General features: G+C 55.8%; 28 protein-coding genes, 1 tRNA gene and 2 riboswitches. Of the genes, 12 read left to right on the forward strand and 17 right to left on the reverse strand.

The window, feature by feature from the left end:
• Positions 1-25 precede the first annotated feature (25 nt).
• On the reverse strand, positions 26-1,219 hold the full coding sequence (locus tag MTC_RS00500) for an MFS transporter (protein ID WP_014404711.1): 1,194 nt from the start codon (positions 1,217-1,219) through the stop codon (positions 26-28).
• Between the two features lie 5 nt (positions 1,220-1,224).
• Complete coding sequence (locus tag MTC_RS00505) at positions 1,225-1,518, reverse strand: hypothetical protein (RefSeq protein ID WP_014404712.1); 294 nt, start codon at positions 1,516-1,518, stop codon at positions 1,225-1,227.
• A 17-nt stretch (positions 1,519-1,535) separates the two neighbouring features.
• Positions 1,536-1,612: riboswitch (Fluoride riboswitch) on the reverse strand.
• Positions 1,613-1,687: 75 nt separating this feature from the next.
• Positions 1,688-1,749: riboswitch (Fluoride riboswitch) on the forward strand.
• Positions 1,750-1,756: 7 nt separating this feature from the next.
• Between MTC_RS00505 and MTC_RS00510 the strand changes: the two genes are divergently transcribed.
• Together MTC_RS00510 and MTC_RS13780 are read left to right on the forward strand one after the other, a co-directional pair.
• Entirely contained in the window at positions 1,757-2,107 is a 351-nt protein-coding gene (locus MTC_RS00510) for a HEAT repeat domain-containing protein (RefSeq protein ID WP_014404713.1), read from the forward strand.
• Positions 2,104-2,328 (forward strand): HEAT repeat domain-containing protein, encoded by a 225-nt coding sequence (locus tag MTC_RS13780; protein WP_081476836.1) that lies wholly within the window; start codon positions 2,104-2,106, stop codon positions 2,326-2,328. The genes MTC_RS00510 and MTC_RS13780 overlap by 4 nt, the downstream gene beginning before the upstream one ends.
• On the opposite strand, the gene MTC_RS00515 is transcribed toward MTC_RS13780, so the two are convergent.
• The 11 genes from MTC_RS00515 to MTC_RS00565 form a co-directional block, all read right to left on the reverse strand.
• Entirely contained in the window at positions 2,325-3,140 is an 816-nt protein-coding gene (locus MTC_RS00515; RefSeq protein WP_014404714.1) for a coenzyme F420-0:L-glutamate ligase, read from the reverse strand. The two genes, MTC_RS13780 and MTC_RS00515, sit on opposite strands and share 4 nt — an antisense overlap.
• 118 nt (positions 3,141-3,258) lie before the next feature.
• The gene (locus tag MTC_RS00520; protein WP_014404715.1) at positions 3,259-3,462 is read right to left on the reverse strand and encodes a hypothetical protein; all 204 of its coding nucleotides are present in this window, start codon (positions 3,460-3,462) and stop codon (positions 3,259-3,261) included.
• A 1-nt stretch (position 3,463) separates the two neighbouring features.
• The gene (gene minD / locus MTC_RS00525) at positions 3,464-4,246 is read right to left on the reverse strand and encodes a cell division ATPase MinD (RefSeq protein ID WP_014404716.1); all 783 of its coding nucleotides are present in this window, start codon (positions 4,244-4,246) and stop codon (positions 3,464-3,466) included.
• A 47-nt stretch (positions 4,247-4,293) separates the two neighbouring features.
• A complete protein-coding gene (locus tag MTC_RS00530) occupies positions 4,294-5,115 on the reverse strand; it encodes a hypothetical protein (protein ID WP_014404717.1) in 822 nt (273 codons plus the stop codon).
• 15 nt (positions 5,116-5,130) lie between these two features.
• Positions 5,131-6,240, reverse strand: coding sequence for a hypothetical protein (locus MTC_RS00535; RefSeq protein ID WP_014404718.1), 1,110 nt, complete (start codon positions 6,238-6,240; stop codon positions 5,131-5,133).
• Entirely contained in the window at positions 6,240-6,938 is a 699-nt protein-coding gene (locus MTC_RS00540; protein ID WP_014404719.1) for a roadblock/LC7 domain-containing protein, read from the reverse strand. The genes MTC_RS00535 and MTC_RS00540 overlap by 1 nt, the downstream gene beginning before the upstream one ends.
• A 13-nt stretch (positions 6,939-6,951) precedes the next feature.
• On the reverse strand, positions 6,952-7,299 hold the full coding sequence (locus MTC_RS00545; protein WP_014404720.1) for a roadblock/LC7 domain-containing protein: 348 nt from the start codon (positions 7,297-7,299) through the stop codon (positions 6,952-6,954).
• The gene (locus MTC_RS00550) at positions 7,293-8,702 is read right to left on the reverse strand and encodes a Ni/Fe hydrogenase subunit alpha (protein WP_014404721.1); all 1,410 of its coding nucleotides are present in this window, start codon (positions 8,700-8,702) and stop codon (positions 7,293-7,295) included. Before MTC_RS00550 ends, MTC_RS00545 begins: the two co-directional genes overlap by 7 nt.
• Positions 8,699-9,619, reverse strand: a complete 921-nt coding sequence (locus MTC_RS00555; RefSeq protein WP_014404722.1) for an NADH-quinone oxidoreductase subunit B family protein — start codon at positions 9,617-9,619, stop codon at positions 8,699-8,701. Before MTC_RS00555 ends, MTC_RS00550 begins: the two co-directional genes overlap by 4 nt.
• Positions 9,620-9,624: 5 nt before the next feature.
• Entirely contained in the window at positions 9,625-10,152 is a 528-nt protein-coding gene (locus MTC_RS00560; RefSeq protein WP_014404723.1) for a hypothetical protein, read from the reverse strand.
• A complete protein-coding gene (locus MTC_RS00565; RefSeq protein WP_014404724.1) occupies positions 10,152-10,397 on the reverse strand; it encodes a 4Fe-4S dicluster domain-containing protein in 246 nt (81 codons plus the stop codon). The genes MTC_RS00560 and MTC_RS00565 overlap by 1 nt, the downstream gene beginning before the upstream one ends.
• 375 nt (positions 10,398-10,772) lie before the next feature.
• Here MTC_RS00565 and MTC_RS00570 point away from each other — a divergent pair, with 375 nt between their 5' ends.
• Positions 10,773-11,456 carry a SprT family zinc-dependent metalloprotease gene (locus tag MTC_RS00570; RefSeq protein WP_014404725.1) on the forward strand — a complete coding sequence of 228 codons (684 nt, stop codon included), beginning with the start codon at positions 10,773-10,775 and terminating at the stop codon, positions 11,454-11,456.
• A gap of 266 nt (positions 11,457-11,722) precedes the next feature.
• On the opposite strand, the gene aroD is transcribed toward MTC_RS00570, so the two are convergent.
• Positions 11,723-12,379: a type I 3-dehydroquinate dehydratase gene (gene aroD, locus MTC_RS00575; protein WP_014404726.1), complete on the reverse strand. Its 657-nt coding sequence runs from the start codon at positions 12,377-12,379 to the stop codon at positions 11,723-11,725.
• Positions 12,380-12,389: 10 nt separating this feature from the next.
• The gene (locus MTC_RS00580; protein WP_014404727.1) at positions 12,390-13,829 is read right to left on the reverse strand and encodes a dihydropteroate synthase-like protein; all 1,440 of its coding nucleotides are present in this window, start codon (positions 13,827-13,829) and stop codon (positions 12,390-12,392) included.
• A gap of 38 nt (positions 13,830-13,867) precedes the next feature.
• On the opposite strand from MTC_RS00580, the gene MTC_RS00585 reads away from it, so the two are divergent.
• The 7 genes from MTC_RS00585 to MTC_RS00615 all read left to right on the forward strand — a co-directional run bounded on the left by MTC_RS00585 (position 13,868) and on the right by MTC_RS00615 (position 17,200).
• Complete coding sequence (locus MTC_RS00585) at positions 13,868-14,539, forward strand: PHP domain-containing protein (RefSeq protein ID WP_014404728.1); 672 nt, start codon at positions 13,868-13,870, stop codon at positions 14,537-14,539.
• Positions 14,540-14,605: 66 nt separating this feature from the next.
• The gene (locus tag MTC_RS00590) at positions 14,606-15,055 is read left to right on the forward strand and encodes an Lrp/AsnC family transcriptional regulator (RefSeq protein ID WP_014404729.1); all 450 of its coding nucleotides are present in this window, start codon (positions 14,606-14,608) and stop codon (positions 15,053-15,055) included.
• The gene (locus tag MTC_RS00595) at positions 15,052-15,360 is read left to right on the forward strand and encodes a DUF7521 family protein (protein ID WP_014404730.1); all 309 of its coding nucleotides are present in this window, start codon (positions 15,052-15,054) and stop codon (positions 15,358-15,360) included. The genes MTC_RS00590 and MTC_RS00595 overlap by 4 nt, the downstream gene beginning before the upstream one ends.
• A gap of 19 nt (positions 15,361-15,379) precedes the next feature.
• Positions 15,380-15,898, forward strand: a complete 519-nt coding sequence (locus MTC_RS00600; RefSeq protein WP_014404731.1) for a hypothetical protein — start codon at positions 15,380-15,382, stop codon at positions 15,896-15,898.
• Positions 15,895-16,656: a CPBP family intramembrane glutamic endopeptidase gene (locus MTC_RS00605; protein WP_014404732.1), complete on the forward strand. Its 762-nt coding sequence runs from the start codon at positions 15,895-15,897 to the stop codon at positions 16,654-16,656. Before MTC_RS00600 ends, MTC_RS00605 begins: the two co-directional genes overlap by 4 nt.
• 41 nt (positions 16,657-16,697) lie before the next feature.
• Complete coding sequence (gene tatA, locus MTC_RS13690; protein WP_014404733.1) at positions 16,698-17,018, forward strand: twin-arginine translocase TatA/TatE family subunit; 321 nt, start codon at positions 16,698-16,700, stop codon at positions 17,016-17,018.
• Between the two features lie 107 nt (positions 17,019-17,125).
• Positions 17,126-17,200, forward strand: a tRNA-Met gene (locus MTC_RS00615).
• 116 nt (positions 17,201-17,316) lie between these two features.
• Here MTC_RS00615 and MTC_RS00620 read toward each other — a convergent pair.
• Positions 17,317-17,844: a hypothetical protein gene (locus MTC_RS00620; RefSeq protein ID WP_014404734.1), complete on the reverse strand. Its 528-nt coding sequence runs from the start codon at positions 17,842-17,844 to the stop codon at positions 17,317-17,319.
• A gap of 206 nt (positions 17,845-18,050) precedes the next feature.
• On the reverse strand, positions 18,051-20,258 hold the full coding sequence (locus MTC_RS00625) for a winged helix-turn-helix transcriptional regulator (RefSeq protein ID WP_014404736.1): 2,208 nt from the start codon (positions 20,256-20,258) through the stop codon (positions 18,051-18,053).
• Between the two features lie 139 nt (positions 20,259-20,397).
• On the opposite strand from MTC_RS00625, the gene MTC_RS00630 reads away from it, so the two are divergent.
• Both MTC_RS00630 and MTC_RS00635 read left to right on the forward strand, forming a co-directional pair.
• The gene (locus MTC_RS00630; RefSeq protein ID WP_143767015.1) at positions 20,398-21,651 is read left to right on the forward strand and encodes a peptidase MA family metallohydrolase; all 1,254 of its coding nucleotides are present in this window, start codon (positions 20,398-20,400) and stop codon (positions 21,649-21,651) included.
• Between the two features lie 158 nt (positions 21,652-21,809).
• A complete protein-coding gene (locus MTC_RS00635) occupies positions 21,810-22,718 on the forward strand; it encodes an ABC transporter ATP-binding protein (RefSeq protein WP_014404738.1) in 909 nt (302 codons plus the stop codon).
• Position 22,719: the final 1 nt, after the last annotated feature.

Below are 22,719 nucleotides of genomic sequence, written 5' to 3' on the forward strand. Positions count from 1 at the left end.
AAGGATTCACCTCGCGAAGAGCCATTCACTTTTTCTCCTTTCCTGCCCTCAGGAATATGGGTATTGACGCCATTTGAAGCAACACAGAGAAGGCGACGAGGCATGGTATGGAGACGTCGTATAGCATACCCATGGCGGCGCTGCCGAGGAACCAAAACACCCCATATCCAGTGTTAAAGATGCCGTAAGCGGTGCCCCTTTTCTCCACGGGTACCATGTTAGCCACCGCCGCCTTCATGATGGATTCCTGGGCGCCCATGCCTATGCCCCACAGCGCCATGCCCAGTAGCGCAAAAGCGAAGCCGCCCATAAACACGAAGGGGGCGAAGAAGGCTGAAATCAGGGCAACAATGGCTAGCGTCTTGATGCCTATCTTATCGAAAAGCCGCCCGAAACCCATGGCGGCCACGGCATCAACGCCCATGGCGAGGGCGTAAAAGACGGGTATCCAGCCAGAGGAGACGACAGACGCCTTTTCGAAGTGGAAGGCTATCAGCGGGAAATCTGCGTAGGCTGCCGCAACCAGCGCCACGCCCGCGAGGTATACCCAGAACGCGCCCGTAAAGCCTTTTGTCTCGAGCTTCACCGCAGCCGGCTCGAAATCCGCAGGCCTGGGATATTTTAGCCTGGCCGCTATGAGGACGACGAGGGCCATGACGGCGGGTATAAGCAGGACGGCAAAGCCAGCCTGGTAATTGCCTTTTAGGTATAAGACTGCGGCCACGACGAGCGGCCCCGTCAGCGCCCCTATCTGGTCAAGCGCCTCGTAGACGCCAAAACCCCAGCCCCTCCCCATCTGCACGGTTGCGTGCGAGACCATCACGTCCCTCGCCGGGGTCCTGATGGCCTTTCCAAGCCTTTCCATTATCATTAAAACGGCCGCTATCTCCCAGCGGCCTGCCAGCGCAAGAAGGGGCACCGCGAGGAGGTTCACGGCGTAGCCGATGATGGTGATAGCCCAGTATTGCCTCGTCTTATCGCTTATATATCCTGTTACCAGCCTGAGGCCGTAGCCTATGAGTTCCCCCAGCCCTGCCACTAGCCCTACGGCGGTCGCGCTCGCCCCCAGTATGGCCAGGTAGGGGCCGGTGATGCTTCTCGCGCCTTCGTAGGTCATATCCGCGAAAAGGCTCACGGTGCCCAGCATGAGGACGAAAACCAGGGCTGCGCTTTTCGCGGCCAGCATGCCATTAAACTTCGCGTTTGTCTTCAAGCTCATGTCTTTCACCTTCCTTGCCAAGTGCTTATACTATATCCCCGCCGTGGCTCCTCATCAAGGCTTATATAATAATTCCTGCCCGCGTAGAAAAGTATCCCGCCAATTGCCATGAGCAGAGCGAGGGACGATAGCTCGAGCGTTGTCACATATATGTCTTTGAGGCCGAGCGCCCATATTACGATTACGTCAAACACGCCCAGGTATATTTTTGACATTGGGACCCTTATGACTCTGTAGGAGGGCGACTTTTTAGATATGCTATCTATATACGATGATACGGCTTGGCGCCCGGCCTTCATACGTGTATGGACCTCTTGTCGGCCTAGAAGCCATCAGCCGCAAGGCGCGGCGGTTTTGCATAAAAGCAGGGTGAGCTTCATCACCTCCTTATCCATTAAAGCTTGAATTATTTATATGTTTTGTAATCGTCTGGCACGCAAAAAATATATCAATAACGTTTTAGAATGAGCATCAATTGGCGATGGAGTCCGCCTTTAACCGCTTGTAAAGCTGATGACTCCTTCTATAGGGTAATGCATGCAAGCGGATATATCTCAAATAATCATTTCGCCTATAAAGCGCTTAATTTTATGGCTCTCGAAAAGAAATATCGCAAAACTGGAGAAGGAGGAGGACGTCGGGGGCCTCGCTGAAATCTTATGCGGCATGAGCGGTGAACTCAGGCTTGACGCTGCCCTGGCGCTCGGGAGAATCGGGGGCAAAAGCGCCATGGCCATGGATAGCCTCATTTATGCATTACGAGATAATGAAAGGGACGCTCGTAGATGTGCCGCCATAGCGCTGGGCGAAGCGGGCTGCTATAAGGCGGTCACACCCCTCATCATGCGCCTTAGGACGATGACGATGGAGTCCGCAAAGCCGCCATAGTCTCGCTCGACAAGCTCAGCGACCATGAAGCGGTTGAACGCTTAATCGATTGCCTAAATGATCCTGACCCATCCATACGCGGGAAAGCGGCATGGGCCCTGGGCAAGATAGGCGACCTTCGGGCCATTGACCCGCTCATCCTCGGCCTTAATGATAAGGACCCAAATGTCGCCTACGAGGCAAATAGAGCCTTATATTGCCTCGGCTGGAATCGGCTTTAGGGCCTCGCTACGCCAGAAGGCCTTTCCCCGTGCGCTATAGCCTTCTGAGCCCGCTCCTCCCTCTCTACCATTTCCAGCAAGGCCTTCTTTACGATGTCCTCCTCGTCAGTCCTGAAAGAAGGCTTTATGCCCCTATCGTCCTTCAAATATTGATAGCCCCTGATGATCGCTATGGGCGTCCCCTCGTCGGCCTCGCCCATGAGCATGTTCGCACAGGCGGCGGCCTCGTCCGCGATGGCCTGGATGGTGATTTTAAGCTCGTGGCCAAACAGGTCTTTGTCACCCCGCCTGTCGCGCAGCGCCGCGATGCCGGCACAGCCCACGGCGACGCCTATCTGTCCCACCCGGAAGGAGCGGCCGTTAGTGTCGGTTATAATGACGGCGACGCGCTTGCCGGTCAGCTCGAAGAGCCTGTCCCTCAGCCTCCTGGCCGACCTGTCCGGGTCCTCCGGAAGCGATAGTATGTACCCTGATTCCGTGTTCGAGCGGTCAGTCCCGGCATTTATGCACACGTTGCCCCACACTGTCTCGACCAGGAGGGGGTGCCTCATGAGTATCTTCGTGCTATTATTGAGCACGTGCTGGATGAACCTCGGGTCTTCGTTGTTCAGCCTGGCCAGCTCCTCGGCCCGCGGCGTGGGCACGATGTCCCCTAAAAAGTATCTGCGCCCCTCCGCCTTTGACACTATGGTGTGCGCAAAAACCACTATGTCGTCGTCCTCTAGCTTCACGAGGCCCGCCAGGATTTCTGCGAGGTCGTCGCCCTCCTTTATCATTGGAACGCCATCCACTGTGAATGCGGTTATCTTCAAAGACATGCCTCCGGCTTAATATTACGAGGTCGCTCAAGGGCATAAACGTTGTGAGACATACTTTGAAGTAGGCAGAAGGCTGGCGATATAAAAAAAGATGATGGAGGAGCAGCCCGTTTCAAAACTTAAGCTTCTTAAACTCCTCGATATCGTACGCCAGCCGGCCCAGCTCCTCGTCAGTGATCTCCACGCGATTCTTCAAAACCCTCAACTCCGCCGTGAGCTGCTTAATCCTTGTGTACATGATGTACATTATGATGAAGCAGAGCACGATGCCCAGCGACAATACCCCTATGACTACTTCGAGCAACATCTCCTGCATTTTACACTCCTCCAAATATCGACCGAGCCAGGCGGTCGATGAACGTCTCCTTCTTGCTATCTGTCGTCTCCGAAACCTTGGCGCCTGCTATCCTCGCGGCCAGCCTCTTAAAGGCCTTCGAAGCCGGGCTGTCCGGATACATGACCACTACCGGCGTCTTAAAGGCGGCGGCCCTGCGCACGCTGGCATCCTCGGGGATCACCTCGATCACCTCGACGCCCATGATCTGGCCGATCTTCTGGCTTGTAAGCATCGTCTTCTCTGCGGATGCCCGGTTCAAGATGATGCCACCCACGGCGCCCCCGACCATCTCAGTGAGGACCTTTATCTTCACGGCGTCCGCAAGCGACGATAGTTCCGGGTTCACGACGAGCAGCACCTCGTCGGCAATGGCAAGGGGGATGACGCCATCCTTGCTGATGCCCGCGGGGGCGTCGATCAGGATATACTCGGCCCCGGTCACGAGCTTGCTCATGACGAACTGCAGCCTGTCCGGGTCGGCGTTCTGGAAGCCCTGGAGCGATATGCCGCTCGGCACAACCTTGAGACCCGTCGGCAGCTCATATATGGCCTGTGATATATCCGCCTTGCCCGCGAGCACTTCGTGTAGCGTGATCTTGCTCTTTTCAAGGCCCAGCACCAATCCTAGATTGGCCATCCCTATGTCCGCGTCCAGTATTATCGTGCGCTTGCCTAACAGCGCGAGGGCGGTACCAAGGTTAGCGGTCGTCATGGTCTTGCCGGTACCGCCCTTTCCCGAGGCTATCGTAAATACTTTGGTCATTCACACACCCGTCATGGTTTTACCTTTGCCCCACGATGACATCAACATCAATACTTCTGGATCATTTCCACCAGGATCATGCGCTTGATCTCTGCGCTTTCGCATAGGACGCCCTCGCTCTTTTTCCGCTCGATATAGGCCGACACTTCCCCCTCGCTAGGCCAGGGAACGCCTTTGAGGAACGCCTGTATGTCAGCCCTGAGCTCCGCCCGCTCACGGCTTTTAAGCTCCTCGATCCCCGCATATACTTTCTCTAATACTACATTCTCTTGAAAAGAATATCCCTTATCCTTTAAATATCTGATGAAATCCATGATGTCGACGCTTGTAGGCGCCCTCCTCGCGTCGACGAACCTTTTTACTTCGTCATCAAGCGTCATCTCGTTTAGACCTTCTACGCGTGGCTCGGTGGTTGAAGGCACACGCGTGACGTGCACTATGGGCTCGGGTGTGGCCGCCTGTAGTGTTGCCTGGGGTGCCTTGCCCATCGCAATCCTGATCCTTCGTGCCTCGTTAATGAGGCCCCGCACGTCGCTCGCCTCGGCTTCCAGGTACTTCGCCAGGCTATCAGCATACGAGACGTCTCCTGAATCTTCCTGCGCCCCGCCATTTTCTATATACTCTCTCCTGGAGCCTTCAGGCGGCATCCCCACGTATCTGGCCAGGACGTCGTCGGCTATCGTCGAAGCCTGCTCCTCCGGGAACACGTCGAGCAGCGCGCTCATGAGCATCTGCAGGTCGAGCGAGCCGTCAGAGCTCGCCATCCTTCTGGCCTCCTCCTCGTGCCCTGCCTTCCGAAATTTCTCCAGCCCTTCGCTACCCGCTGCGTGTAAAATCGCGTTTTGGAGTATAGTCAAAAAACCGTCCATTAGCGCTCCTCTTTTTTATATGCGTTTTTTCTTATCCGGCACCACCTTCAGGTGGGACAGGTCGAGTCGATTGAGAAGGTCGTCAACGTTGCCCATGAACTCCTTTTCCACCTTTTTCACAAAGTCCGCGTCGTCGTCCATGTCTCCTTTTAGCGTGCCGGTAGACCTGGGCGCAGGCGCTGGAGTGCCCATCCCCCCCTCGACGCTATACACGTGGCGGTCAGCCTTTTCGGATAGGGCGTTTGCGGCCTTAGGAGCGGCGGGCTCTAGCTTCCCAGGTGGCTTGATCGTCGGGCCGTACATGGCGGGATCGGGCCTGGCTATTTGCTCCGGCCTCAAGACCTGCATGGGCCTCGGCTCCGCCTTTGGGGTAGCGTCGCTTGCCTGCGCCTTCTCAGACGTTATAGCCACGTTGGGATACATCCTTAATATGGAGTTAATGATCGCATCCTCGACGCGATAGAACTCGGCCACGCCGCCACTGTAAATGATGTTGTTCAGGAGCGCGGTGCCGGCTTTTTCTTTTGGCGATGAGGAGTATGCTGCGACCAGCTTACCATGCAGGAAGAGCAGGTGGTATTCGGCCCATACCGCGCCATCCTGCATGGCGATTGTGGCGTGGCCAGTCTCGTCTTTCCTCGAATCTATGTACGACCTCAGGCTCGTAAAGCTCTCCGACCTCACGAACGTGCCCCTCACCTGGGGCAGGTCCACGGGTTTTTCCTGTGGCTTCGGCTTTTGTACGGGCATCGGCCTTGGCGTCTCAACCGGAGGCTTTGGAGGAGGCGCTGGCTGTCGCCTTATCATTAAGTCCTTGCTGAAGTCCAGGATGAGCCTTACCTGCGTTTCGGTGAGAGAAAATAGCTCGATCACGCTATCCTCGTTCTCGGTGAGCTGCGAGATGCCCTTTTGCTCTTCGTCGGGGCGGTCATTCTTTCCGTCTGACGTGTACGCTATGACCGGCTTCCCGCCCTCGTAGACTATCACGCCCTCTGCGAAAGAGCCTTTAACGATGGAGACGCGCATGAAGCCCGTGAACGCCTCCTTCATAAAGCTGGAGTTCATGCCGGCAAGCTGTGTCGGCCCCTTGAAGCTTTTTACCAGCACGCCATGCGGTAGCTCCATTATCGGTCCCTCACGTTAGTCTGCGCGTTCTTGATGCTCAGCCTTACCAGGCCCAGGTTAGCGTCGGCCGCGGTCAGCACGCACAGGAACATGTCGCTGATCGGCGCTATGACGGCCTTATGGCTGGGGGTCTCCAGGATGATCTGCTCGGCGCTGCCAAGCTGTAGCTCGGTGGCTATCTTGGTGCCGCTCCTGACCATGTCCTCCGTGGCCACCGCGATGTGCTCGAAATCGACCTGCTGTCCCTGCTGGTAGATGGGGAGGCCGTCAATGACCAGGGCGGCAGCGATCACTCCAGGGAGCCGTGTCACCGTGGCCAGCAGCGCGTCATACGATATCCGTTCAGGCTCGGCGGGATGCTCATCGGCCTCGCCCGGGGATGAATCTTCGATGACTGAGTCGGGATATGAGGCGAATGCCCGCAGCTTTTCATCCTCGCTATAAGAGTACACCTTGAGCCTGGCGCCCTTAAGGGCCGTCATCCGCTCCAGCGCGCTCGTCTGGTACAGGGTAATGCCCATAGTCGTGAAGGCGGAGGCGAGCACCTTGCCGCCCTCTACGATGACGAAGCCCTCGCTCTGCCTGCCATCGTCGCAAATTACTCGGATGCATCCACGGAAATCGTGCCCGTAGTCCACCAGGGCCTCGGATAATGGCCGTTCCGTCTCGGCCACAAAGCTGCCGTCAGGTATTTTCACTGAAGACGCCCTTCTATAGTGCCGCAGCCAGCCTATCCTTGTTCTTCTTCACCTCATACCTGATCCTGCCGATGTTGGCGCCATGCTCAGCGACGATCGCCAAAATCTCGTTCTGGCTTATCAGCGAGAGCATGATGGGGCCCTTCTCGAGCTCTACCAGCACCTGCTCGAAGTTCCCTTTGCCCAGCTCGATGCCCATTGCCTCGGACGTGCCCACGCTCGTGGAAGCCATCGCCCCCAGCGCGTCCATGTCCACCTGGATGTTCGCCACGTGCTCGATGATGAAGCCGTCACGGCCCACGATTGCAGCGGCGTTGACGCCCTCGACCTTTGCCAGGTCGCCCAAAATTCTCTTTAACATCTTCTGACCTCGCGAACGATTCTACCCTCTGAATCCATGACCGTAAGTATCATGGGCATCCGGCCGATCGCGTGGGTGGCGCAAGACACGCACGGATCGTACGCCCGCACTACCATCTCGATGCGGTTAAGGGTGCCTTCGCTTACGTTATCACCATGTATTAGCTTCTGTGAGGCCTGTAATACTCCCCTGTCAATGGCCCTATTGTTATGGCCGGTCGCCACTATCAGGTTCGCCTTCGTGATGAAGCCCTTTTCGTCCACCGTGTAATCGTGTATCAGCGTGCCTCTCGTGGCCTCGACCACGCCTACTCCCCTGGTGTTTTTAACGCCCGTAACCGGTGTCCTGACATTTTTATCCGTGATGGAGGGGTCCTGTAAAAGCGCCAGCGCGGCCTCGCTCGCGGCCATATACTCTATAGCCCTGGCGGCATGGTAGAGCAGCGACTGCTGGGGCACCCGCCCATACTTCTGGCGGAACTCGGCGAGCATCTTATCGGCCTCGGGCGTCCCGATGGAGTCGACCACGTTAACCCTGGCCAGCGGGCCAACTCTGTAAAAGCCATTACCCTTCTTAAGCTTCGTGAACTTCATATATGAGTATGCCTCGGCGGTCTCCTCGATATATCCAAGGTAATCCCTGCCGGGGAAATCGGCAAGCTGGGCCGCATTGGCATCCACAGCCCTGACGTTGCCGTCGTAGAACTCCATCTTTCCATTCCTGGTCAGCCCGACGAAGTCAGACTGCATGGTCCCTATCCCGTTCACCAGGTCTGCGTACTTATCCATCTGCTGCATGACCAGGGGCCACGCCAGCCTAGCTATCTCAACCGAGCGCTTTGCCATGGCCTCTAGCTCTGCCCGCTTCTCGCCTGTAAGCGAGAACGCCATGCCGCCAGGCACCGCCGATACGGCATGTATCGGCTTGCCCCCGACCCCCTCGGTGATGCGCTGGCCGATCTTCCTGCCCTCGATGGCCATCCTGGCCAGCTCCGGGTTGGCCTGCACAAGCCCGACCACGTTCCGCAAGGCGGGGTTATAGTCCGGTCCCAGAATGTAGTCGGGCAGGGACAGCATGAATAGGTGCAGGGCGTGCGAGTGTATAAGCTGGCCCATGGCGAGCAGCCTTCTCAGCTTCACCGCCGTCTCAGGTATCTGCGCCCCGAATATCTCGTCAACCGCCTTCGCCGAGGCCAGGTGGTGCGCCGTAGGGCAGATGCCGCATATCCTCGGAGTTATCCTCGGGGCCTCCTCCACTGCGGCCCCCTCCAGGAACTTCTCGAATCCTCTCAGCTCAGTAGCGTGGAAGTGGGCGTCGGCCACCTCGCCCTTATCATTTAAATTTATTGTCACGCTGGCGTGGCCTTCTATCCTGGTTAAAGGCGAAATCGTGAGCTTCTTCATAGGTGTCTCTCCTTGATTATATCCGGAATCCTGGACACGGACTTGTTCTCCATGATCTTGCTGCCCATGACGAACGGGTATATCGTGTGGGGCACGTCATAGATCTCTTTTTCTATCTCGGCCTGCGGAAGCTCGGTCAGGTGCTGTATGCGCATGACGAGTATGTTATAAAGGTCCCTGCACGGCTCCCTCAGCACGTCGAGCGACGGGCCGCCACAGCCATGGCACGGTATGCCATGGTTCGGGCACAATGCCCCGCATCTCCCGAACGTCACCGAGCCCAGGCACAGGTAGCCCTGCCCTAGCAGGCACTTACCTTCCTCAGGTATGCCCTCATACCTCCGCTTAAGCTTCCAGTTCTTGACGATCTCCATGTTCCGGTTACACTCGGCACACACGGACTTCTTCGGCAGCTCGGGCACATTGCCCTCGATGAGGGGAAGCAGCGCCTTACGCAGGAACGCTTCTTTCGGCGGACAGCCCGTAATGTAGTAGTCCACCTTGATGATGTCGCCCACCGCGTAGCCCCTGTAAAGCAATTCTGGGACGTCATCCTTCGGTATGGCCTTGCTCACGGTGGACGGGGACTCCATGAACACCCCGTTCAGGATGTCGTCCTTGCTGTGGATTATAGATAATCCAGATATGCCGCCGAAGCACGCACAGGTGCCGAATGCGATGACCGTCCTGGCCTTCTGTCTCAGCTTTTTCACCCGCTCCATGTTCTCCTTGTTGCGGATGGCTCCGCCCACTATGGCGATGTCGATGCCGTCAGGCGGCTCCTTGACGTCCATCAATATAGGAGAGTACACGAGCTCGGCCTTGCCAAGCAATTGCAAGATGTCCTCGTGTATGTCTAATAATGCCATGTGGCAGCCGGCGCATGACGCCAATGGTTCAGTTGCGAGCTTGAGCATCGGTGTCACCTCAAGATGAGCTTCTTCAGGCAGGTGTTAGGCCCGACGTGTACGATTTCCAGCTTACCCCTCTTGCCGGTTATCTCCTCCACTGCGCCCACCATGTAGCCGTAGAGGCTCTGGCAGAGCGGGCCTTTCTGCGGCATGCCTTCCCTGCGAAGGGTCTGCCGGACGAGGCAATCCCTGAACACTAGATAGATAAAAGTCTCCCCATTCTCAGTGATAATATAAGAATCCTTGCCCTTGGGCTTCCACAGCTCAAAGTTGTACTGCTTGCCCAGGATTTCGGACAGCTCCTTAAGGGCCTTCTCGATGTTGTCGGTCTTGGGGAAATACTTCCCCGTCTCATGGCCCAGCTTCATGCCTGCCCTGTATACGACAGCGTTCGCGCCGCCCCTGGCGATCTCCTCCAGCGAGCGGATGATCATGGCGTTTAAGACCATCAGGCCGTGCAGCGCCTCCTCATAGTCGTGGATGTTGCCCTCGCAATGCAGGGGCAGCTCCTCGGGCTTTACGACGTGTTCCTGCACCATTATACGAACCTCCTGAGCATAGAGCACACCTCGAGGTCTATGTATAGCCGCCTGGACAGGTATATGTCCTGGTGCTCTATGGCGTTCGCCGGGCAGATCTCGTGGCACGAGAGGCACATCATGCAATCATCGGGATTTGCCACCCTCGAGCGTCCATCTTTAAGCTCGTAGACGTGCATGGGGCAGTCGTGGACGCATAGGCCGCAGCCAATGCACACGTTGGTATCAACTACAATTTTTACCATTGGGGGGTCCCATCCTCATCCCTTGCTATTCGATAATAATAGCCGTCTGGATAAGAATTAATTCTCCATGTGATAGGATATAAAGCTATCCTTATCTGGAGAAAAATATTTCTCGTTTATGCGGCTTAACGGTGATTCATTTATGATTATATATAGATTGCAGGCGATATCTTAGGCTGTGATAGAATAATTTTGTTCGCGTCAAAATGCCACATAATTTCATCGGAAGTAAATTTCTCATGCCCGTACAATAAGGCTAAATTATAAAAAGATTGTGGGCTATGGACAAGAAAGTTAATAAGACATGTGCGATTTATCAAGCTCAATGCCATGTTTGGCAAAATATTCGTTTAAACCGCGAAAAAAGGTGAGCCGATGGAAAACGACCATATGCTGAAGATGCAGGCCATAAACGAATATCTTAGCGATACGAGGCGGCGCTACTGGTCGATTAACGAGAATTATTTTGAAAACCGCCTGCCAGACATCATGCTTCGCATTAGCGACCGCCTGTACAGCCGCATCGGCTATGCCCATAGCAACCCCCTCGGCATTGTGCTCTCGTACCGCTATCTGGATAAGTATGGGTGGGACGTGATGGATGACGTCTTCAAGCACGAGATCGCCCACGTCTATGCATTCCACTTTTATGGGGAGCGCGGCCACCGTGGCGAGCACTTTTTGGACGCGTGCCAGCGGATGGGCGTCTCGCCCAGCGCCAGGACGAATGACCTTTTCGTGGAGCGTGAGAAGTGGTATTACCGCTGCCGCAGGTGTGGGGAGTCCATCTACACGTATAGGCCTCTCACCAGGGTGGAGTACTGCGATTGCGCCGAGCCGTCTGACGAGACCATGCTCGTGAAGGTCACGAAAGACCAGCTCAGCATGCCGCTTAACGAGTTCAGGGCGCGCGTGAAGCCGAAGATATCCGTCTACAGGTGTGCCAGGTGTGGCCGGGAGGTCCGGAGGTATAAGCGTTGGGCTGATAAGCATTCCTGTGCCATTTGCCATCCTGGCGTCTTCGACGAGGATTGTCTCATGGTGCTGGTCAGAGGCTAGTAGTGTGATTCTTTATTGGCGTTACAATGATTCTATTTTGCCGGGCATTTATCCTAGTTTTACCACGAGGTACACAAAAAACACCAGGCTTTTCACCACAAGGTACACAAAAAACACTAGGTACACAATCTCTTTTATTAAAAAAAAATGTGTAGTTTGTGTTTGCTTTGTGTACTTGATCTCCTCAACACTCTTAATTTAGGACGCTTGCTAACAAATACCATACTACAAATATTGTTATGTTATAATGGAATCGATATACTAGCTTATCTCAGCCCGAGGAGCCTTAGCCCTTCAATTATTCTGTCGACGCGCATCTGGCCCGGGGCCACGGGCTCCCGCACGTAGCCATATGAAAAAACCGAGCCATAGAGGGGGGCCACTATGCGCGAGTGGGCGCCGATATCGCCCATGGCCATCGTACATACGGGGCGCTTTGAGGCCAGCGTGACCTCAAAGAGCCGTAACGCGTCCCCCAGGCTGCCTGGCATGACTGCTAGCTTCGCGATATCTCCCTTTTCAAGGCACCGCGATATGATGTCCAGCATCTCGCCGTTCGAGGGCGTCCTCTCAAAGTCGTGGTAAGATACGATGGCCATCGCGTCCGACCCTTCAGTCAGCGATACGATTTCATCGACGTTTCCTGCGCGCAGCTCCACGTCGACGTAATCGGCCAAGGGTATGAGCTTTCTAAAGAGCTCTAAACGCTCCGCGTCGTCTCCCCTGAAGGATCCCCCCTCCCATGCCGGCCTTATCGTAACGATTATGGGCTTGCCCAGGCGGAAGATTTTTTCGACGAGGACCGGGGGGTCTTCCGACGCCAGGTCCACCCTGACCTCTATCATGTCTGCCCCGAGCCTTACCGCCTCCCTCGCATCGTCGAGGGAGGCCACCGATGCCACGACTTTTGGGAAGAAATCCATGCCATCTCCTCTAAAACTCATCGTCCTGCAGATATGACCGCTTGAAGCGGATGGCCAGCCGCGCCTTCTCAAGCTCCCTGCCCAGGTACCCAGCGTGCTCGAGCGTAGAGACCAGGCCCCTGTCAACCAGCGTGTCGATGATGGCGGCGGGGTCATCCCCAACCACCGTCGTGTCCCCATTCCTGGCGTAAATCTTGCCATCTTTGACGAAGATGCTAAAGCTCCCCGCGGGGTCGAGCCTGAGCTGGCGCCGCCTCGCCTCGACTATCCCGCTCGGCTCGACTATGTCCCTGCGTGCCCGCTTCTCCTTTATAACAAGTAGGTCCAGCCCCAGGTCCTTAGGGGAGCTTTTCCTCCGCTTTGCGAGCGCCATCATCATGCAGGCGGCCTTTAGCTCGTGGACGCTGTTGACCGTCTTGTGGCTCGCCTCCGTCGTGAACAGGACGCTCGCCCCAAGCTCCATGGCCATCCCTGCGAGCAGGGCGTTAATGCCTATAGAGTCGGCGTCCATAAGCTCTGTGACGTTGCCTGCGCCGAAGAACATGGGGATCTCGGGCATGCGGCGCCTGAACTCCATGTGCCTCTCCAGGGCGTCCATGAAGCCGTACCCGACGGGCTGCAATATGGGGCAGGCTATGATGTTTTTAATGCCCATGGAGCGGGCCTTCTCGACGTTCTCTAGCAACTCGCCGAGCGAGTCCCCGTCGGGTATGACCACGGCCGCGACGCCCTTTTCCGCCACAAGCGGCCCGACCTCGTCCATGTTCGTCCCATTCAAGTTTAGGACGAGGCTTGCGCCCTCATCTATGCCTGCCCTGATATATTCAGGTATGAGCGTATCGACGCTTACCGGCTTGCGCGTCACAGACCTGGCCACGCGCACAACGCGCCTCACCTCATCCTCGCTTGACTCCAGCGGTATCCCGAGGTCTATTATGTCCGCATCCCCGTAGCTCTCAATCTTCTTTATCAACTCGATATCTGACAGCCTCGTGGCCTCCACGACCTCGGCAAGGACCTTCATGCTCGACGTGCCCCCAATCTTCACCCCCTTCAGCATAAAGGAGAATGAAGCCTCTCCTTCCATTTTCTCAAGCTCTTTAAGGGCGCTCTCTTTTTTCGCCTTTTCCAGAAGCAGGTCCGCCGGGACCTCATGGGAAAACTCCACCCTGTCGGCCATGGCCAGCGCCAGCGGGATGTCGTAAGCGTGCCTGGGGCCCAGCCTGACCTTGACCCCCAGCTTCTCCTCCAGGCCTGAAAAGTCAGAGGCGACGAGGCCTGAGACGAGTATCAGGTCATAGCCCTTTTTATCAGCGAGGGCCTTCTCCAGCATCTTTGGAGTCGTAAAGGCGGCTATCCCCACGTCGAGCATCAACACGTCGGCCTTATCCTCCGCCACCTCCTTTACGACCGGGTAGGCGAGGCGGCCCGTCACGAGCAATATCCGCATACAGAAGAGTTATAACGGACTGATGGATATTGATTGTTATGCTTCGCTTCGACCTGCATGTCCACACGAGTTACTCCCAGGACGGCCTGAGCTCCGTGGAGGAAGTGCTAAAGGCCGCCGCGGCGGCGGGCCTGGACGGCGTAGCCATAACCGACCACGATACGACGGCGGGGGCGATACATGCCCTGGAAATCGTAGACAGGATAGCGCCGGGCCTGCTCGTCATACCCGGCATCGAAGTGTCCACAAGGTCCGGCCACCTGATAGTGCTGGGAGTCACCCGTGATATTCCTGCCCGCATGTCCGTACAGGAGACGATAAAGGAGGCGAAAAGGCTCGGCGGCACCATCGTCGTGCCCCACCCGTATAACCGGCCCAGGCACGGCATGCCCATCCCCGAGGGCGCCGACGCAGCGGAGGTGTATAATTCCAGGCACATCCTCGGGCTGCATAACCGGATAGCCCTCAGGAGGGCGCGCGACCTCGGCCTGCCCGGCGTGGCCGGTAGCGATGCGCACCAGGCCTCGCTGGTCGGCAGCGCAATAACTTTGATAAAAGCCGATAAAACCGTCAATAGCGTATTAGAATCCATAAAACAGGGAAAAACCTCAATAGACGTTGAAAAAACGCCATTACACATATATGCATTCCAGATGGCCAACGGGTGGATGAAAAAGCTAAAAGCGATTTTTATTCATAAAAACAAATAGTATTCCCTAAATCCGCATTTATCGAAATATTTATCCATTAGCAGGTCTAATAATAATCGATTCCTCATGGATAGCATTGACCAAACGATCATCGAAAAGCTTTCCAGGGATAGCCGGACCCATTGCACCGAGATAGCCAGCGAGCTCGGCGTTGCGACGTCGACGGTACACAAGCGGGTTAACCAGCTGTACAACGATGGCGTCATCGAGCAGTTCACCATCATCCTTGACCCCAAGAAGACTGGCATGCCATTGACCACGTTTATAGGGATAAACGTGGACGAGAACTATAAGGCGGAGATCATCGCGAAGCTGAAATCCCTCAAGAACGTGCTGGAGGTCTACGAGATACTGCAGCCCTACGACATCTTTATTAAGGTAAGGACAAGCGACATGAGCGAGCTGAAGGACTCCGTCTTGAGGGTGCTGGACAACACTGACGGAGTGATCAGCTCGAGCAGCATCATCACCACGATAAGGCATAAGGAGAGGACCTGCGTATTAGGTGATCAATGATGATGGTATCCATGGTAGTAGAAGCCATTGCCGCCTTCCTGATGTACCTGCTCGGTGGAGCGCTGGTGTTATTTATCTACGAGTCGTACGCGCGCACTAAACAAAAAAACTTGATGTACATGGCGTTCGGGTTCTTCTTGATCATATTCGGAGGCAACCTTAACACGTTGAACGCATTGCTGCCGACGATGGTCGGCAGCGCGTTCGCGGTCGACGGGACTGTAGCAAGGACGGCGGCGCTGCTGATACAGCTGGGCGGCATCATCTCGCTGCTGTACTCGGCCTTAAACCCATATGCGTCTTAGACGAGGCTGCGTGGTATCTATGGATAGGTACGTGAACTTTGCGAAAACCTGGAAGATGGTCGGCGTCACATCCCGGCTCAGATGGCAGCAGAATAACTCCCTGGGCAGGTTCAACAAATACTTGCTTATCCGGTTTATCGACCGGTACGGGGATAAGGCCATGGAAGTCATCTCCGAGACCGGGCTTACCGTGGGGTATGAGGATGGCAAGAAGATATGCGATAACCTTAACCTGGATTCCGGGTCGCTGCGCGCCATGCTCATACCGATAGAGGCGATATCGCTCCTTGCAGGCGTCGATTCGGATATTCTGGTGGAGAGCAACTATGGCCCAGGCTCTATCTGCCTCCGGGTGGATGACTGTATATACGCCACCCTTTTTGACGGCATGAACGTGGGCGCCGATTTTAAGACTAATGCCTGTGCCAGCTACTCGACGGGGCTTACCCGTGCGGTGAACGAGAAGTCGCGGGTGAGGGTGGTCAAGAGGCGCTGTGCCGGCGATACGTATTGTGAGTTCGTGGTGAGCCTTGGATGAGGCTTTGGCCTAAGGTTTGGGCCGCCCTTCTGTTTTACCTGTTCATCGGCTTGATGGTCGTCTTTTTTTCGCCGTGGGCGGGCATTTTTACCTATCCCCTGGTAATTTTGGCTTCGGCGCTTTTCATATTAGCTTTGCGTTTAAGGGTTCGCATGGGAGGCTTTTTGGCCGGGTCTGTGGCCGCCGCCCTGTGCATGGGGCTGGTCATCGCCTTTCTAGCGATTATTGGCGCTATCCTTATCGGGCCGTTGAGGAATGGATACGTTTATTTTCTGGGCATTGGCATCGCCATACAGCTGCTTGTTGGGCTTGGCGAGGAGATGTCTTTTCGGGCCTCGATTTTTCAGTGCATTTTCGATGAGGCGGGCTTCTGGCCTGCCGCCATGCTCTCCGCGGCGGGCTTTGCCGTGCTGCATCTGCCCTCCATGAGCCTTCTGGGCGTTGGCGTTGAGTCTGGCCTCGTCGCCCTTTGCACCATTTTCCTTGCGGGCGTCGCGCTCGCCCTATTATACGCCTATGGCGGCCTGTTGAACGCCATAGCGTTCCACTTCACATGGAATTTTATAGAGTACAACATTTTCAACATGGGACCACTTGAGGGCGCCATAAGCGTTACAAAGATAGGGCCTGACATCCTGACCGGCGGCGCTTTCGGCCCTGAGGCCTCGGCGGTCGGCCTTGTCGCCGTAGCGCTGCTCATACCGGCCATATGGCTTTATTATAGAGACCACAGCATATCTACCAAAAGTATTATCTAGAATGGCGTTACAAAGTTAATGTTAGATAACGGAGGATATCTATGTCCTTATTTGGACCCCAGGAGCTTTTATTAATTTTTGGGATTATTATCATACTTTTCGGTGCAACCAAGCTTCCGGAGCTTGCCCGCTCGCTGGGCCAGTCGATGGGCGAGTTCAAGGTGGGCCAGATGGAGGCAGAGCGTAGGTATGAGGCCCTTAAGAACCAGCCTATAAGCCAGACTCCCGACGACATCGCCCTGACCCGCGCGCAGCGGATGGCTAAGAACCTCGGGATAGACATAAAGGGCAAGACCGACGAGCAGCTTCTCGCCGAGATCGAGAAGAAGCTGGCCGAGCAGGAAGCCGCCCTTAAGAGATAAGCCGCTCGCATCGTGAGCCACAGGGCGTTCGAGCCCTAACCGTTTTTAGTAAGTTATTTATAGTGCTGATGGCATTATAGGGGTGCGGAGACTTTTAATATCGTTGAAGCGGGGTGGGGTAGTCAGGAGATCCCGACGGGCTCATAACCCGTAGACCAATGGTTCAAATCCATTCCCCGCTACTTGACCAATTGTGGCTCCGAAGGAGCCGGTAAATAAAAAGTTTTGGAAAGGCTGGCGGAAAACCTTTTTCAAAAGGTTTTCCTGCCTATTATGGCATGCTCACCAAAAACCGATTTTATTCCTCTATCCAGCCGGTGCTATACTTAGACTCGGTCCAGTCCTCTGCGACCAGGGTGACTCCCTTCTCGTTGACGATCTTGATGGCGCTGTTGAACTCGTCGGCCAGCGTCTCGACGAGCCAGCGGTCAAGGTCGGCGGGCTCGGCCTCGCGTCTCCTCATATAGTCGAGGGCATCGGACAATCCCTCCTCAACGCCATCCAGCTGTATTATAGTGTACGCGACGATGCCTGCGCCATTATAGTATGAAGGCCCATAGAAGATGATGTTATAGGAAGCCCCACAATTACAGGTGACCGATAGCAGTTCGGTGCCTTTAAGCGTGCTCGGCACGCCATCAGGGGCCTTGATGATGATGCGGAAGCTGCTGTCCTCCGGTATGGCAGTTAACGTGCCACCTAGCATTAGCTTATTACAATTACGGCAGGTGCAGGCCAGCAGTACGTCATCATAGTTCACGCCACTCCTGTTGATCACTATCTCCGTTAGCATGCGTAAGCCGCATCGCTCCTTATCGAGCCTCATATCAATGTGAACATTGGATAGCTGGATTTATCTGCTTTATGGTGCTACATGCGATGCCAAACCATCATCTATTCATAGAACCGCTTCTCTTTAGTGCCCCAGCAGCATGACGATGAAGAACATGAGGGCGGCCATCTGCGCCCCCGCGATGAAGCCTCCGATGAAAAGCAATATTCCGCTGGTGACGCACATGGTATAAATGTTTCTCATTGTCCGCTCTGATCCAGCGCCCGGGCGATTAGCCCGCGGAGCTCTTCCTTTATGTGGTAGGATACGCCGCCCGGCATCCTCCGCTTATCCACGATGCCCCTCGAGCATAGCTCCTTCATATGCTTACTCATGGCGCTCTCCGGCATGCCAAGCTCCCTGGACAGCTCGACGTTCGAGAGTCCTGGCCTCTTCATCAACGCCTCCATCACCCTCCGGATGCTCTCACGCCTCAAGAGCGCCATAAGCATCTGCTCCTCATCGCTGTAAGAGTTAGAGTTAGGGAAGTATCGGACGAACTTCTTATCCGCCCGCTGGACGGCTATACGGTGGTTGATGCCCAGGATGAATAAGTGGTAGCGCACGGTCCCCTTGTTCAATCCGAGGCTGCGTGATATCTCGTACATGGTGGAGCCGGGGTTTTCCACGATATACTTTAAGATTGCATTTCGGTTATCGTTCTTGTTGATGACGCCCCTCGCCCTGGATATGGCGCCCACCATGATGAACCTGATGAAGAGGTACATGGCGGCGGCTATTGCCAGGCCTGTGACGATGTCGACCTGTGCCGCCGCCAGCCTGCCGCTTCCAGTGCTGTAGTAGATGGCGCCGTCCTTCTCATACATGGAGCCTATCTGCGCGTCGATGGGACGGGACCAGAGCAGGTCGCCCGCCCTGTTAAAGGCGTATAAGCCTCCCGAGTAGGCGACGCTAGAGACGTTGTAGATGGCCGGGGAATCGTAGCAGTAAGTCCAGAACCCGACGTATGTCACATCCCTGCCCTGGACCACCTTGATGCCGACGTTTCCGGATACGCTGCGGGGGGTTACGTTAAATCCTCGAGCGTTCATGCCGTTGAACCACTGCGCGCTCTGCACGTCGTCTGCCAGGAAGAGGCCCTTGACGTTGGACATATTTAGCATGGCCATGCTTATCTCCCCCGGCGTAAAGTTGTAGCTCCAGAGGGTACGGTTGCCCTTGAGGTCCATGGCCGTCAGCACGGCTGACCCAAGCTCGGTTAGATTACGGCCACCTGGGACCGGATCGACCCTGTAGGCGATCCCGTCCTTTGCATACGTGTAAACTGTCGAGCTGGCGACGCTGGCAAGCTCGGCCCCGTCTGGCCTTAATATGATAAGCCTTGAGCCATCAACCGGATAATACGTATCCCAAAGGACAGCGCCCTCGTTCAGCGTCATGGCGCCGTCAAAACACCGTAAATACACGTTGCCCTCGCCATCAAACGGCCCGAGCTCGAACAGTGCCGTGCTCGAGTTATAGTGCTTTAGCCATTTAACCGAGCCAGTCCTGTCCAGGGCCGCCACCCCGCTCGACAGGGCCAGGTAAAGGGTGCCATGATCATAGAGGGGCATGTGGCCTTCCCAGCCCTGGATTGGCTGTAGATATGCGAGCTCGCCAACGTCACGGCGCCACCAGGCGGTCCCGTTAGGATAATACGCCTGGACGATGCCGGTGAGCACCCTGCCATTCGTCCTTGAGCCATTAATTGGCACGAGTGAGTATACGTAGCCCTCATCGTCCACGGTGGGGGCGGCCCCTACATCGCCCACGTCCCATATGATGCCGCCGTTCTCGTCGATGGCTGTCTCATGCTGGCCATGATAAACGTACACCGTGCCGTTTCGAACGCAGATGTCCGCATCGTACAGCCCCGTGGCGAGCGGCAGGCTCCACAGCATTTTGCCTGACCGCGAGATGGCGAGCACCCGCTCGTCAAGCGAATAGGCGAACTCGGTGCCCTTATAGGCGTCCATAAGGCGCTTATTGTGCTCGTCCATGTCCACGTAATACTCGCCCGCGTAGGCGTATGGCATCCCGCGCTCCATCGCAGCGCGGGTCACGTTCGCCCTCAGGTACACGTACAGCGTGCCGTCGGGGCCGACGTCCGCAGCGGGCTCGAAGTACCTGCTCCCCATCCACCACCTGTCGGGTACGTCCACGTACCATAAGATGGAGCCGTCACTGCTTATAGCGCTTATCCTGCCGTCCATGAGCGCGCGGAGCGTGCCGTCCTCGCATGCGAGCAGATGGTATATGGTGCCATTGCCCGGGGCATCCCATTTTACGGTCGCTCTCGTCTCCGTCGTAGTAAAAGCGTAGCCTGACACCATGAGGTATATCAGGAATATGAGCAATATAGCGGCTATCGCCAGCAGCGATTCGAAAAGCGCGCGCCTGCACCCCATGCGTACCAGCCTTTAACAATTTGAAGCCATGGGGCAGATATAGTTTCTGTCATAATCCGTTAACCTTTGATGGCATATATCGAGAGTTCACCATTCGTGACATAACCCCTTTATAGTGTATGCTTTATATGACGATACTATGAGCGCTAGTTTGAGGATGGCCATCGTCCTTACGATGTTGTGCATGCTTCTGCCGCTCCACGCAGTCGCTGGCGGCATTGGATATTCGGAGGGGTTCATCCCGCAGAGCCCGGATGGGTTTAGCACGATTTCTGGCCAGGATTTCGACATAAGCTATGGGCCCGAGAGCAGCATGTACGTGGGCGAGGTGGCGGATGCCGCGAGCCGCGCATACGCCCACGTCTCAAAATTCTTTAATGGCGTGCCCTTTCGCCCGACCATCATAGTCGTCTCCAGCCACGAGGAATATGAGAAAATACTGGATGCTGACAGCCTGCCCGAATATAGCGTGAGCAGCGGATGGGGGGATGGCGGAAGGAGCGCCATAGTCATCAAGGAGCCCGACCTGTTCCCTAACTTCGAGACCGCCCTTGAGCACGAGATGACACACGTGGCGACCAGGAGCTATATAAAGGGCTATAAGTATGCCCTGCCAGAGTGGTTTAGCGAGGGCCTGGCCGTCTACGTGTCTGGCGACCTGCCCGCTGCCAAGATAGGCGTGATAGAGGATAAGTGCAGGAATGGCGATTTAATGTCTATCGAAGAGCTTGAAAGGGTTCACCGGCTGTCTGCCACGGGCGATGTGTCATCGGAGGAGGTGGGCCAGGCCTATACGCAATCAGGCCTTCTTTTAAAGTACATAGCCGATCGGCACGGCAACGAGTCGCTTCTCATGATACTAGAAAGGTTCGGGCCGGCCGCCGACCTGGACCGGGCCTTCCTGGCGATCCTGGGCGAGACCCCGGACCAGGCCAACGATGAGTGGCAGAGAGGCCTCAAGGCAGAATTGGACCGTAGAGATGGCAAGATACTCGAGCAGGCCGTATATGGCTACGTGGTGGACCACCATGGCCGTCCCATGCCCAACGAGACCGTATCGTTTATAGCCTTAAGGAGCGATTCGCCCGTTCAGGGCACGGCGTATAAAGCCGTAACGAACGATACCGGACAGTACGAGGTAAAGGTCACCTATGGCTCTATCAGGGTGATATCTGAAAAGCCAGGGTACGAGGGGTTCAACGAGACGATCACGCTGGTCAGGAACCAGTCGCTCTTCATGAACATAACGCTGAACGGGTCCGCCCTTGAGGCCGAGATGGCCAGGCAAAAGGCCGAGGAGGGGCGCAGGGCCATGATGTACATAGGGCTGGCAGGCCTGGGAGTCGTCGCCATCGCGTGCGTACTTATTGCTTTCATCAAGCCAAGAAAATAGGCTTCCCACTGTCCACCTATTTAAGCTTTCTCTCACGATCTGTCAACTGAGACGCCACAGTTATCAGATTGTGAGAGAAGCCTTTTATAAACCATATATTATAGCTTCTCTAGCATGGGATAGTTGAGACGGCTCTACTACCCCATGGGGAATATAGTATGGTTGATTATCCGATAAGGACGGAAGGCCTGACTAAGGTTTATGACGGCGTGAAGGCCGTCGATTCTCTCGACCTTTCAGTGGACAAGGGGCAGGTCTTCGGCTTCCTCGGCCCCAACGGGTCGGGCAAGACCACGACCATCGGCATGATGGTTGGGCTGATAGAGCCGACGGCCGGAAAATGCTTTATAAACGGCATGGACGTCGTTCGAAATCCTATGGAGGTAAAGCGCGTCACGGGCTACCTGCCCGACGGCGTAGGCTTTTACAGCGGCCTGACGGCCCGCCAGAACCTGAAGTACTTTGCTAAGCTGTACGAGATGAAGGACGCGGACGCCCGGATATCCGAATTGCTCGAGTACGTTGGGCTTGGCGGGGTGGAGAAGCCGGCGGGCACGTTTTCGAGGGGCATGAAGCAGCGGCTGGGCCTGGCCCAGGCGCTCTTGAACGACCCTGAAGTCATATTCCTGGACGAGCCCACGAATGGCCTGGACCCGCAGGGCGTGATCAGGTTCCGCGAGATCGTAAAGGAGCAGGTGAAAGAGGGGAGGACGATTTTTTTCTCATCCCATATCCTGGAGGAAGTGCAACACGTGTGCAGCACCATCGGCATACTGTTGAATGGCAGGCTAATCGCCCTGGGGACGCCCGACGAGATAAGGAGGTCTCGCGACAGGAGCGCCGTCAGGATACGCGTGAAAGTGTCAGGGGCCATGCCCCACCTGTCAGACCCCCGCATCATCGAGGCCTCGTATAGCGATGGCAGCGCGTCGATCAAGGCGAGCGCCGACATAAGGGATGACATCTCCAGGGAGCTTATAAGAGAAGGCCTCGCGATACGGGAGCTCGCCATAGAGGAAGAGACTCTCGAGGACGTGTTCCTTGAAACGGTTTATGGAGGCGCATGAC

This window comes from Methanocella conradii HZ254 (assembly GCF_000251105.1).
In the GTDB taxonomy this organism is placed as follows: Archaea; Halobacteriota; Methanocellia; order Methanocellales; family Methanocellaceae; genus Methanocella; species Methanocella conradii.

What these genes read in the sequence shown, in the direction of transcription:
- MTC_RS00500 (WP_014404711.1), bottom strand. Translation starts at nt 1,219, where the DNA reads ATGAGCTTGAAGACAAACGCGAAGTTTAATGGCATGCTGGCCGCGAAA.
- MTC_RS00505 (WP_014404712.1), bottom strand. Translation starts at nt 1,518, where the DNA reads ATGAAGGCCGGGCGCCAAGCCGTATCATCGTATATAGATAGCATATCT.
- MTC_RS00510 (WP_014404713.1), top strand. Translation starts at nt 1,757, where the DNA reads ATGCAAGCGGATATATCTCAAATAATCATTTCGCCTATAAAGCGCTTA.
- MTC_RS00520 (WP_014404715.1), bottom strand. Translation starts at nt 3,462, where the DNA reads ATGCAGGAGATGTTGCTCGAAGTAGTCATAGGGGTATTGTCGCTGGGC.
- minD (WP_014404716.1), bottom strand. Translation starts at nt 4,246, where the DNA reads ATGACCAAAGTATTTACGATAGCCTCGGGAAAGGGCGGTACCGGCAAG.
- MTC_RS00530 (WP_014404717.1), bottom strand. Translation starts at nt 5,115, where the DNA reads ATGGACGGTTTTTTGACTATACTCCAAAACGCGATTTTACACGCAGCG.
- MTC_RS00535 (WP_014404718.1), bottom strand. Translation starts at nt 6,240, where the DNA reads ATGGAGCTACCGCATGGCGTGCTGGTAAAAAGCTTCAAGGGGCCGACA.
- MTC_RS00545 (WP_014404720.1), bottom strand. Translation starts at nt 7,299, where the DNA reads ATGTTAAAGAGAATTTTGGGCGACCTGGCAAAGGTCGAGGGCGTCAAC.
- MTC_RS00550 (WP_014404721.1), bottom strand. Translation starts at nt 8,702, where the DNA reads ATGAAGAAGCTCACGATTTCGCCTTTAACCAGGATAGAAGGCCACGCC.
- MTC_RS00555 (WP_014404722.1), bottom strand. Translation starts at nt 9,619, where the DNA reads ATGCTCAAGCTCGCAACTGAACCATTGGCGTCATGCGCCGGCTGCCAC.
- MTC_RS00560 (WP_014404723.1), bottom strand. Translation starts at nt 10,152, where the DNA reads ATGGTGCAGGAACACGTCGTAAAGCCCGAGGAGCTGCCCCTGCATTGC.
- MTC_RS00565 (WP_014404724.1), bottom strand. Translation starts at nt 10,397, where the DNA reads ATGGTAAAAATTGTAGTTGATACCAACGTGTGCATTGGCTGCGGCCTA.
- MTC_RS00570 (WP_014404725.1), top strand. Translation starts at nt 10,773, where the DNA reads ATGGAAAACGACCATATGCTGAAGATGCAGGCCATAAACGAATATCTT.
- aroD (WP_014404726.1), bottom strand. Translation starts at nt 12,379, where the DNA reads ATGGATTTCTTCCCAAAAGTCGTGGCATCGGTGGCCTCCCTCGACGAT.
- MTC_RS00580 (WP_014404727.1), bottom strand. Translation starts at nt 13,829, where the DNA reads ATGCGGATATTGCTCGTGACGGGCCGCCTCGCCTACCCGGTCGTAAAG.
- MTC_RS00585 (WP_014404728.1), top strand. Translation starts at nt 13,868, where the DNA reads ATGCTTCGCTTCGACCTGCATGTCCACACGAGTTACTCCCAGGACGGC.
- MTC_RS00590 (WP_014404729.1), top strand. Translation starts at nt 14,606, where the DNA reads ATGGATAGCATTGACCAAACGATCATCGAAAAGCTTTCCAGGGATAGC.
- MTC_RS00595 (WP_014404730.1), top strand. Translation starts at nt 15,052, where the DNA reads ATGATGATGGTATCCATGGTAGTAGAAGCCATTGCCGCCTTCCTGATG.
- MTC_RS00600 (WP_014404731.1), top strand. Translation starts at nt 15,380, where the DNA reads ATGGATAGGTACGTGAACTTTGCGAAAACCTGGAAGATGGTCGGCGTC.
- MTC_RS00605 (WP_014404732.1), top strand. Translation starts at nt 15,895, where the DNA reads ATGAGGCTTTGGCCTAAGGTTTGGGCCGCCCTTCTGTTTTACCTGTTC.
- tatA (WP_014404733.1), top strand. Translation starts at nt 16,698, where the DNA reads ATGTCCTTATTTGGACCCCAGGAGCTTTTATTAATTTTTGGGATTATT.
- MTC_RS00620 (WP_014404734.1), bottom strand. Translation starts at nt 17,844, where the DNA reads ATGAGGCTCGATAAGGAGCGATGCGGCTTACGCATGCTAACGGAGATA.
- MTC_RS00625 (WP_014404736.1), bottom strand. Translation starts at nt 20,258, where the DNA reads ATGGGGTGCAGGCGCGCGCTTTTCGAATCGCTGCTGGCGATAGCCGCT.
- MTC_RS00630 (WP_143767015.1), top strand. Translation starts at nt 20,398, where the DNA reads ATGAGCGCTAGTTTGAGGATGGCCATCGTCCTTACGATGTTGTGCATG.
- MTC_RS00635 (WP_014404738.1), top strand. Translation starts at nt 21,810, where the DNA reads ATGGTTGATTATCCGATAAGGACGGAAGGCCTGACTAAGGTTTATGAC.